Here is a 10,164-nt window from a genome sequence, read left to right on the forward strand (position 1 = left end):
GTCACGAGTGCTGCCCAATACCAGCCGCCGGCATAAGCGGCGGCGATGGCGAGCGGAACGAGCACGATGGCCGACGCGACGCGCGTGACGAGATTGCTCTGACCGGGTCGAGCCGCGACCGGCGCGGCTTTCTCAGCGGTCACGATCCGGTTTTCGCGACGAGCCCGCCGAACCGGCGCTCGCGTGTCGAATATTCGGCGATCGCGCTTTCCAGCGCCGCCTTGTCGAAATCCGGCCAGTGCATCGGCACGAATACGAGTTCGCTGTAGGCCGCCTGCCACATCAGGAAATTCGACAGCCGCTGCTCGCCCGACGTGCGGATGATCAAATCGGGATCCGGAATGTCGGGCGCGTCGAGATATCGTCCGAGCGTGTCGGCGTCGATCGAGGCCGGATCGCGCTGGCCCTGCGCGGCCTCGCGCGCCAGGCGTTGCGCCGCGCGCGCGATCTCCTGCCGCGAGCCGTAGTTGAAGGCGACCACGAGATTGAGCCGCGTGTTGGCGCGCGTCAGCTCCTCGGCCTCGCCCAGCAACGCGCAGATGTCCGGCTCGAGCCCTTCGCGCTCGCCGATCACCCGCACCCTCACGCCGTCGCGATGCAGGGTCGCGAGATCGTTGCGGATGAAGCGCCGCAGGAGGCCGAACAGGTCGCCGATCTCGCTTGCGGGACGCGACCAGTTCTCCGAGCTGAAGGAGAAGATCGTCAAATGAAGAATGCCGAGTTCGTTCGCGGCCCGCACCACGCGGCGCAGCGCCTCGACGCCGCGGCGGTGCCCTTCCGCGCGCGGCAGGCCGCGGGCCGCCGCCCACCGGCCGTTGCCGTCCATGATGATGGCGACGTGCAACGGGCTTTCGGAGCGAACCTTCTCGTCCGCTGCGGGCTGGGCGGCGTCGGGCATCGGCCGGACCTCCGACTAAACCGTGAGGATCTCTTTTTCCTTGGCCGCCAGCATCTGGTCGATCTCCGAGATCACGCCGTCGGTCGCCTTCTGCACGTCGGTGGCGAGGCGCTCCTGATCATCCTCGGAAATCTCGTGGTTCTTCTCGAGCTTCTTGACGACGTCGAGGCCGTCGCGGCGGACGTGACGGACCGCGACCCGCGCGGCTTCCGCATATTTGTGCGCGACCTTGACCAGCTCCTTGCGCCGCTCCTCGTTGAGCTCGGGAATCCGAAGGCGCAGGACCTGCCCTTCGGTCGCCGGCGACAGGCCGAGATTGGAATCGACGATCGCCTTCTCGACCGCCTTCACCATCGACTTGTCCCAGACCTGCACGGAAATCAGGCGCGGCTCCGGCACGCTGATGGTGGCGAGCTGGTTCAGCGGCATGTGGCTGCCATAGGCATCGACCTGCACCGGCTCCAGCATCGAGGCCGAGGCGCGGCCGGTGCGCAAGCCGCCCAGTTCATGCTTGAGCGCCTGGGTCGCGCCGTGCATGCGGCGCTTCAATTCGTTGATGTCGAACTTGCCCGTGGACATAACGCTCTCCCTTCTGCGAACTTCTCGTCTTCGCCGTCAGCAAGCCCTGACCGGCGTCTCGGTCGGATCAGCCGGCGACGATGGTGCCGTGGCCGGTGCCGCTCAGGATCGAGCCGATCGAACCGGGCTCGGCGATCGAGAACACGATGATAGGCAGCGACGTGTCGCGGGCAAGCGCGAATGCGGTCGCGTCCATCACCTTGTAGCCGCCCTGGATGGCCTGCGCATGGGTCAGCCGCTCGAACCGTTTGGCGGAGGGATCCTTCTTGGGATCGGCGCTGTAGACGCCGTCGACATTGGTGGCCTTGAGCACCGCCTGCGCATCGATTTCGGCCGCCCGCAGCACTGCCGTGGTGTCCGTCGTGAAGAACGGATTGCCCGTACCGCCGCCGAGCAGCACGATCCGGCCCTCGGCCAGGCATTTGTGCGCTGCAGCACGCGTAAACAGCTCGCAGATTTCGGGCATCACGAAGGCCGAGAGCGCACGCGCCGGGGTGCCCTTGCGCTCGATGGCGGCTTCCAGGGCCAGGCAATTCATCACCGTGGCGAGCATGCCCATGGCGTCGCCGACGGGGCGCGAGACGCCGCGGGCCGAAACCTCGACGCCGCGGACCATGTTGCCGCCACCCACCACGACCGCGATCTCGGTGCCGAGCGCCCGCGCTGCGATCAGATCGGACGCGATCCGGTCGACGGTCGGCTGGTCGATGCCGAAGGACTGGCTGCCGGCGAGATACTCGCCGGACAGCTTCACCACCACGCGACGATAGACCGGCTCAGCCATCCAGGGTTTGCTTTCTGTCCCGCGCCGCCCAACGTGGCAGCGACCGGGGCGTACGCGTCCGCGATTACTTCTTGCCGCTCGCTGCGGCAACCTCGGCAGCGAAATCGCTTTCCTGCTTGTCGATGCCCTCACCGAGTGCGTAGCGCACGAAGCCCGCGATCTTCACCGGCGCCCCGACCCTGCCCTCGGCCCCCTTCAGCGCCTGGGCGACCGACTTGCCGCTGTCGTGAATGAACGCCTGCTCCAGCAGGCAGACTTCCTTGTAGTAGGTCTTCAGCCCGGACTCGACGATCTTCTCGATCACGTTCTCGGGCTTGCCCTGTTGACGGTACTTGTCGGCGAGCACGTCCTTCTCACGCCGCACCAGCTCGGGATCGAGGCCGGACGGATCGAGCGCCAGCGGATTGGCGGCGGCGACGTGCATCGCGAGCTGACGGCCGAGATGGGACAGTTCGTCGGTCTTGCCGGTCGATTCCAGCGCCACGATCACGCCCATCTTGCCGGCGCCTTCGATGACGGCATTGTGGACGTAGCTCGACACCACGCCCCTGCCGACCTCGAGCAGGGCGGCGCGGCGCAGCGTCATGTTCTCGCCGATGGTGGCGATCGCGTCGGCGATGGCGGTCTCGACGGTAACGCTGCCGACCTTGGCGGCCTTGATCTTCTCGACCTCGGCGCCGACGTCGAGCGCGACCTGCGCGATCATCTTGACGAGGCCCTGGAACTGCTCGTTGCGCGCGACGAAGTCGGTCTCGGAATTGACCTCGACGACCACGCCCTTGGCGCCCGACGTCAGGGCGCCGATCAGGCCGTCGGCGGCGACGCGGCCGGCCTTCTTGGCGGCCTTCGACAGACCCTTTTTGCGCAGCCAGTCCTGGGCCGCCTGCATGTCGCCGTCCGATTCGGTCAGCGCGGCCTTGCAATCCATCATGCCCGCGCCGGTCGACTCGCGCAGATCCTTAACCATGCTAGCGGTGATCGTAGCCATTGTTGGCGTCCTTCTGCCTGTTTACGCCGAAGGCGGCGCGGGCCCATGCCCCGCCGCCCCCAACCATCAGGTATTCCCATTGGATGACAGTATTAGCCGAGGTGACCGGCCGGCCAATACGCTTTCGTTATTCCGCTTCCGCGGTGAGCGCCTTGGCCTGGGCCACCCAGGCATCGGCGCGGCTCGGAAGGCCGACCTCTTCGCCGATCTGGTGCGCGGTATCGTGGTTGAGCTCCGCAATCTGCCAGTAATGGAAGATGCCGAGGTCGTTCATCTTCTTTTCGATGGTTCCCGACACGCCCGTGAGCTTCTTGAGATCGTCCGGGGTGCCGCGCGGACCGGGCAGGCCCTGGAAGCCACCGGCGACCTGCGGCGCAGTCGGTATCTCCTCGGCGAGCGGCTGCGGGGCGGCGCCGATGTCGATGCCGGCATCGCCCTGCGCGCGCGAGATGCCGTCGATCGCCGCGCGCGCGACAAGCTCGCAATAGAGCGAGATTGCACGGCCGGCGTCGTCATTGCCCGGCACCACATAGGTGATGCCCTTTGGATCGGAATTGGTGTCGACGATGGCTGCGACCGGAATGTTCAGCCGCCGCGCCTCGGCGATCGCGATGTCTTCCTTGTTGGTGTCGATCACGAAGATCATGTCGGGCAGGCCGCCCATGTCCTTGATGCCGCCGAGCGAGCGGTCGAGCTTGTCGCGCTCGCGCTGCAGGGTCAGCCGCTCCTTCTTGGTGTATTGCGCGCCCTCGCCCGAGCCCAGCATCTCGTCGAGCTGGCGCAGCCGCTTGATCGAGGCCGACACGGTCTTCCAATTGGTCAGCGTGCCGCCGAGCCAGCGCGAATTGACGAAATACTGCGCGCAGCGCTTGGCGGCGTCGGCGACGCCGTCCTGCGCCTGGCGCTTGGTGCCGACGAACAGGATGCGGCCGCCCTTGGCCACGGTGTCGCTGACCGCCTGCAATGCGCGATGCAGCATCGGCACGGTCTGGGCCAGATCGATGATGTGGATGTTGTTGCGGGTGCCGAAGATGTAGTCCGCCATCTTCGGATTCCAGCGGTGCGATTGGTGGCCGAAATGCACGCCAGCCTCGAGCAGCTGACGCATGGTGAAATCGGGTAGCGCCATGGTCTAGGGTTCTCCGGTTGGTTCCTCCGGAAACGTGTGAGCAAACGCGCCTTGCGGCCCGGTTGCCACCGGACGGCCTTTTCAGCCATGTTTCCGTGTGAGATGGCGCGCTATATAGCGGTTTTTCGCCCGGGCGCAAGGAAATAAGGCCGGATTCAGGGGCGCTTGGGCCGCGGACGGCCCCGGGGTCGTCACCGGGCCGCTGGGACCTCAATCACGGGCCAAATCGACTCGCAACGGCCTCGCGGTTGCAGACACGGCATGCTGCGCCCGGCGAGGGGCAGGCGGACGGGCCGGTTCGTCAGCAGCGCGGCACGTTCGGCGGGCACCTCTTGGCTGCCGCCGGAGGCGGCGCGGCCGGTCGCGGCGGAGGCGCGGCTCTCGCCATCGGCGGTGGTGCGGCGCGGACCATGGGAGGCGGTGCCGGTCGCGCCATCGGCGGCGGCGCGGCGCGTGCCACGGGCGGCGGGGCGCGCACCACCGGTGGCGGGGCGGTGCGGGCGACCGGTGGCGCGGGACGTGCGACCGGCGGCGGGGGTGGCGGCCGGTTCGCCCTGATCTCGGGCCGGACCGGAGCCGACACCGACGGTGGAGGCGTATGGCCGTGCGGCCCGTGCTCCTCGAGCCTCGGATTTGGCGGCGCGGCAGCGATCGGCGGCCTCGTGCCCGGCGCAGCCGGGTTGATCCGCTCATGCATGTTGGGCGGCGTCGCGGACCCCGATGCAGGCGACTGCGGCGTCAGCCGCGCATTGGGATTGGTGATCGCCGGCGCATTGGCGCCGGGCGCAGGCGGTGGCGGCGCGCCGTGGGCGCCGGGCACCGGCAGCGCGTTGCCTTGGGGCAATGTCGTTCCATGCGGCGCGGTGCCGTGCAGTCCGGGACTCGGAGCCACCGCATTGGGCGCGATGTTGGCTGGAACAGCTCCGGGCCGGAGCGTCGGGTTGTTCTGCAGGTTCGGTGGCGGCGGCACCCGGCCCTGCTGGATCAGGGTGGCACGCTGCTGCACGGCCGGCGGCAGACCGGGCGTGACGGGCCGCTGGGCGCCGCCGGGCGGCGCTCCAGAGGGCGGCGGTGGCTGATTGATCACCGTGTTGATCACGGTGGTGTTGTGGATGTTGTTGAAGATGACGTTGTTCGGCGGCGGCGCAATCCGCGGCGGCGGCCGGACGAAGGCCGGGATCGGCACGAAGCGCGGCTGCGGCAGCACGTAGAACCCGACCCCGACATAAGGCGGCTCGAGATCGACGAAATCCAGTGGCGGCGGCGGCAGATAGAACAGCGGCGGCGGGGGCGGCGGCGCGAAGCCGAAATCGGGATCGTCGAACATCAGCACCGGCCGGTCGACATAGGCGATCTCGTCGGGCGGCGGCGGCGGCACGTCGTAGTCGATCATCGCAAAGGACGGCGGCGGCTCGAGCGGCGCGGTCAGGATCGCGAGACGTCGGCGCGCGTCGGCGGCATGCGGCCCGCGCGGATAGCGCCGCAGATACGACCAGTAGGCCTCCGGCGTATCGGCGCGGAAGGTGCGGCGCCAGGTGATCTCCTCGCGCCGCGCGGCGGCGATCGCCCGCGCCCGCTTGGCCTGCGGATCGTTCGGATAAGCGGCGATGAACGCGTCATAGGCTTCGAGCGTGTCGCGCGACAGCGCCGCGGTGAAGGCCTCCTCGGCGCCGAGTTCGCGGATCGGCCTGTCGCGCAGCGCCGCGACCTGGTCGGGCGACCCTTGCGTCGGCGGCGCGTCCGGCGCGCGGTCGAAGAAGGTGAATTGCGACGTGATCTTCTGCGCGTCCCACGGCACCTGCGCACCCTTGGTCGCGTCGCTGACGCGCAGGCGGACGCGGTCGAACAGCTCCGGCAGCGACAGGCCGCCGGTGCGGATCATCTCGGCCAGCGACTGCGCGTAGATGCCGTACGGCCCCTGCTCCGCCGGCGCGACCGTGCCGGGTGCGGCATTGAAGGCGACCAGCATGTTGTTGTCGGGCTCGACGATCGAGAGCCCGCCCGCGATCGGCAGGCCGCCCTCGACGAAGGGCTGCTGCCGGCCGGCGTCCAGCACCACCACCTCGGCCTTGAGGCCGATCGTCGCCAATTGGCGGGTGTAGTCGCTGATCCGCATGCCCTCGATCGGGATGTCGGTGTCGCGATTGATGTTGGCATCGACCGGAATGAAATAGTTCTCGCCCGCAAGCTGGATGCCGTAGCCGGCGAAATAGACGAACGCCACGGTGTCGGACGGCGCGGCCTCCGCCTTCTGAACGAAATCGCGGAAACTCTTACGCAGCGTGTCGCCGTCGAGATCGCGCGCGCCGACCACGTCGAAGCCGGCCGCCTGCAGGGTCTGCGCGATCAGGCCGGCGTCGTTGGCGGCGGTCGCCAGCGCGCTCTTGGGGTAGGCGCCGTTGCCGACCACGAGCGCGATGCGCCTCTCCTGTCCGGGTTGCGGCGGGGATGCCTGCTGGTCGTCCGCCGCCTGCTGCGCCACGGCGGAGCCCGCGAGCGCCAGGCCTGCGGCGATCAGCAGCAGGCAAAGTGGAACAACGGAAAGGATCTTGGCCGGTCGCATGGCTGGACGCTCTGTTGAAAACGACAAAGTGGTTCATTCAGCAAATTGCCGGATGAACGCAGCTTGAACGAACTAGGTTGCCAATAAGGCAGCAATTGGCGCTGCTGCCAGTCATGACGCCCCGGATTGTGATCCAGGTGCCTGCGGCGTTCAATCCCCGGTGGGGGCGCTCAACCCCCGGCGGGGCCTCAACCCCCGGCAGGGCCTGGCCGCGCCTTGCTGCGGTCGGCGTCGAGCTTGGCCCGCAGCCTGGCGATTTCGCCAAAGAACGCCGTTTCATCCTGCAATGGAACGGCGCGGAACGCCGGCGGCAGCAGCAAGCGCGCGGTGTTCTCGCGGCCCGAGAGCGAAAACGCCTCCGAGCGCTGCAGCATCTGCACCACGATCGCGGCGGCCAGCAGGACCGTCACCACGCCGCCCTTGAGCCACAGCCGGCTCCGACCGACCGTCCGCAGATGCAGGAAGCCCGCGGCGGCAAGCAGCACCCAGGCGAAGACATAGAAATAGGTGACCGGCGCCTGCCAGGTCCAGGCGTAGGCCGCATATTGCGCGAGCACGCCATAGAGGGAGAAGGCGAGCAGCCCGACAAGTGCGATCAGGAGGTTGTCGAGAAACCGCGAGCGCCCCGAAAAGATGCGCGACAGCAGCGTCCAGCTGCCGACCCAGATCAGCAGCAGGCTGCTGATGCCAAGCAACGGCGTGAGATAGGTCGACGCGCGCACCTCGTCGGTCTGGCCGAGCCATAGCGAGACCGCGGCGACGCCGAGAATCCCGAGCATCAGCACGGCGGCGAGCAGCGCCGGGAAAACCTGCCATTGCGGGCGCGCCAGGCGCTCGGGATCGACGGCATGGCCGGCCTCCCTGATCCGCAGCAGCGTCTGCCCGATGCGGATCGGCTGTCGGCCGTCGACCACGATCCGTGCCAATCGGGCCCGTCCGCCGTCGAGGAACATGCCGTTGGCGCTGCCGGTATCCTCCGCGATCCATTGTCCGCCCTCGTCGCGGAACACGCGGACATGGCGCGCGGCGACATAGGGATCGTCGACGATGACGTCGTTGTCATAGCCGCGGCCGATGCTGGCTTCGGCATCGACGATGCGGAAGCGCGCCGTGACGTCACGATGGCGCGAGAGAATCTCGATCCAGATCATCTGACGACCTGCAACGCTTCGAGGAAGTGCCTGCCGAGCGCCATCGCATCGTCATAGCCTACCGCCTGCAGGTTGAACCGCGAGACCAGCGCCTCGCTGCCGTCATCCTGGGTGACGGCGGTCAGCGCCACGTCGTAGAGCCCGTCGAATTCGCGATAGGCGCGCGCGCACCAGATCACCCGCAGCGGCGGCCGCCCGTCCGGCGGCGCGGCGCTGACGAAATCCTCGTGGCAGCGTTCCGGCGTGTACCATTTGCGGTACGGGCCACCCACCGCGAGACGCGGCTGGCTCAGCCGCGTCAGCACGGCCGCCAGCTGGAACTGGTTGAGGTCGACGGTTCGGACATGGGAGTGGTTGATCTGAATGGCGCCGATATTGAGATCGCTCGCCACGAACAGGCTGGTGTCGCTCGAGCAATTGGTCGAATCGATGCTGGCGCGGGGTTTCGGCGTATCGCCGGCATTGGTCTGGCCCCAGCAGGTGAACCAGCCCGGCTTGGCCTCGGGCGCGCGGTAGGGCCCGAGCGCGGAAGCGCGGAAACCTTCCTGCTCGAACGAGCGGTAGAGCGCGCCGCGCCACGCGACGAGCTGGCGGGCGACCTCCGCGCGCAGGTCCGGCGGCGAGGCCTGATCATGCACGCGCTGGAGCAGCGCCGCGGCGAAGCGCGCCGGCACCAGGAAGCTGACAAGCTGGCCGCCCCGCTGTGTCGAGACATTGACGCCGACGACGAGGTCGTCGGCGGTGACCGTCGGCCCGCCGCTCATGCCCGGATTGAGCGCGCCGGTGAAATGAATGCGTTCGTTGTAGCTGTGCTCGACCGGGCCGTTATAGGTGCCTTCGCTGATGGAGAAGCCGAGGTCGAGCGGATTGCCCATGGAATACAGCCGCTCGCCCTTGGGCAGGCCGCCCTCGATCGCCGCCGCGTTGAAGGAGAAGAACGGCGCATCGTGCTTGTCGATGCGGACGACCGCGAGGTCGTTGGCGAGATCGACCGCGAGCAGGCTGGCCTCGCCGCGGCTGCCGTCGGCAGCCGCATATTCGAGCCGGTAGTTCTGCGGCTCGAGCGCGAACTGCGACACCACGTGGTAGTTGGTGATCGCGAGCCCGTCGGCAGAGACCAGGAAACCGGAACCGATCGAGGCCTGCCGTCCGGCGCCGGCAACCAAAGTGCGGATCTGCAGGAGGCGTGGAGGCGCCTGGGCGTAGATCGATTCAGCCGACGCCGTCCGCTCCGGGGCCGCCCCGGCCGGGGCCCCCGCCGCCACGATGATGATCAGCATCCATGCAAGCCCGCGCATCGCGCCGGCAAACCAAACAGTCACGCGTCCCCCACCGGCCGGCCGAGCCGGCGCCGGACGCATCGCACCCGGCGTCATTCGCCGACAGCGCGTAATAAGCAAAATTGTCGCCCGGTTGCAATGCGGCGGCGGCGGCGAACCAGGGCGGCGATGCGCGCGAACCGCGCATCGGGACGGCCTACAGCGTCTGCACGTCGACCACGCCCGACACCGCCTTCAAGGCGCCCGCGATCTGCGGCGACACCTTGAAGCGGCCGGGCAGCCGCATCTCCACCTCGGTCTCGAGGTCGAGCATCATCACCAGCATGACCTCGCCGTCGCCACCACCCCAACTGCATTGGACAAGTCAGATAGTGTCGAATGCTAAACTAGCCGGCCGATAGCTCAACCAAAGCCCAGCATCTGCTTGGCCTGCTTTCGCTTCTCATCGACGATCTTAAGCGCTTCTTCAGCCGCAAGAATATCGATGTGAGGCTTAATCGAATGTAACTTCTTGGCGCGCTCTACGGTCGAGACTTTTGGATTCTTTGCCGTGACAAAATAGGCGGTCGCCACTTTCTCTAGATGCCGCACATCACTAGCCGAAAACCAGTCTGCCAAAAAATCAATAGTGGGAACAAATGACGAGATATTCTCAGAATTTACATCCAGAATCTTCTCACCAAATCTGGTAGCAGCAATGCTAGGACCATATCCTTCTCTAGGGAATTGAAACTCAAGCACGTTGGCTGACCGCATCGCGGCCAATTCATTGTTCAAGTCAAACGAATATGG

The 10,164-nt window shown here is 67.4% G+C and carries 10 protein-coding genes; all 10 read right to left on the reverse strand.

The window, feature by feature from the left end:
- Positions 1-139 precede the first annotated feature (139 nt).
- Positions 140-898, reverse strand: coding sequence for an isoprenyl transferase (locus JOY90_RS19720; RefSeq protein WP_291692783.1), 759 nt, complete (start codon positions 896-898; stop codon positions 140-142).
- A gap of 15 nt (positions 899-913) precedes the next feature.
- Positions 914-1,477: a ribosome recycling factor gene (gene frr / locus JOY90_RS19725; protein ID WP_291692784.1), complete on the reverse strand. Its 564-nt coding sequence runs from the start codon at positions 1,475-1,477 to the stop codon at positions 914-916.
- 67 nt (positions 1,478-1,544) lie between these two features.
- The gene (gene pyrH / locus JOY90_RS19730; RefSeq protein ID WP_291692785.1) at positions 1,545-2,261 is read right to left on the reverse strand and encodes a UMP kinase; all 717 of its coding nucleotides are present in this window, start codon (positions 2,259-2,261) and stop codon (positions 1,545-1,547) included.
- Between the two features lie 64 nt (positions 2,262-2,325).
- Positions 2,326-3,249 carry a translation elongation factor Ts gene (tsf, locus tag JOY90_RS19735; RefSeq protein WP_291692786.1) on the reverse strand — a complete coding sequence of 308 codons (924 nt, stop codon included), beginning with the start codon at positions 3,247-3,249 and terminating at the stop codon, positions 2,326-2,328.
- Between the two features lie 127 nt (positions 3,250-3,376).
- Positions 3,377-4,378 carry a 30S ribosomal protein S2 gene (locus JOY90_RS19740; protein WP_291692787.1) on the reverse strand — a complete coding sequence of 334 codons (1,002 nt, stop codon included), beginning with the start codon at positions 4,376-4,378 and terminating at the stop codon, positions 3,377-3,379.
- A gap of 301 nt (positions 4,379-4,679) precedes the next feature.
- Complete coding sequence (locus tag JOY90_RS19745; RefSeq protein ID WP_291692788.1) at positions 4,680-6,941, reverse strand: caspase domain-containing protein; 2,262 nt, start codon at positions 6,939-6,941, stop codon at positions 4,680-4,682.
- Between the two features lie 188 nt (positions 6,942-7,129).
- The gene (locus JOY90_RS19750) at positions 7,130-8,092 is read right to left on the reverse strand and encodes an FHA domain-containing protein (protein WP_291692789.1); all 963 of its coding nucleotides are present in this window, start codon (positions 8,090-8,092) and stop codon (positions 7,130-7,132) included.
- Entirely contained in the window at positions 8,089-9,414 is a 1,326-nt protein-coding gene (locus JOY90_RS19755; protein ID WP_291692790.1) for a serine protease, read from the reverse strand. Before JOY90_RS19755 ends, JOY90_RS19750 begins: the two co-directional genes overlap by 4 nt.
- A 154-nt stretch (positions 9,415-9,568) precedes the next feature.
- Complete coding sequence (locus JOY90_RS19760) at positions 9,569-9,697, reverse strand: hypothetical protein (protein WP_291692791.1); 129 nt, start codon at positions 9,695-9,697, stop codon at positions 9,569-9,571.
- 77 nt (positions 9,698-9,774) lie between these two features.
- Positions 9,775-10,164, reverse strand: a 390-nt coding sequence (locus JOY90_RS19765) for a hypothetical protein (protein ID WP_291692792.1), incomplete at its 5' end; no start/stop codon positions are given.

Origin of the sequence: Bradyrhizobium sp. (assembly GCF_019242285.1) — a bacterium.
Taxonomy (GTDB): Bacteria; Pseudomonadota; Alphaproteobacteria; order Rhizobiales; family Xanthobacteraceae; genus Bradyrhizobium.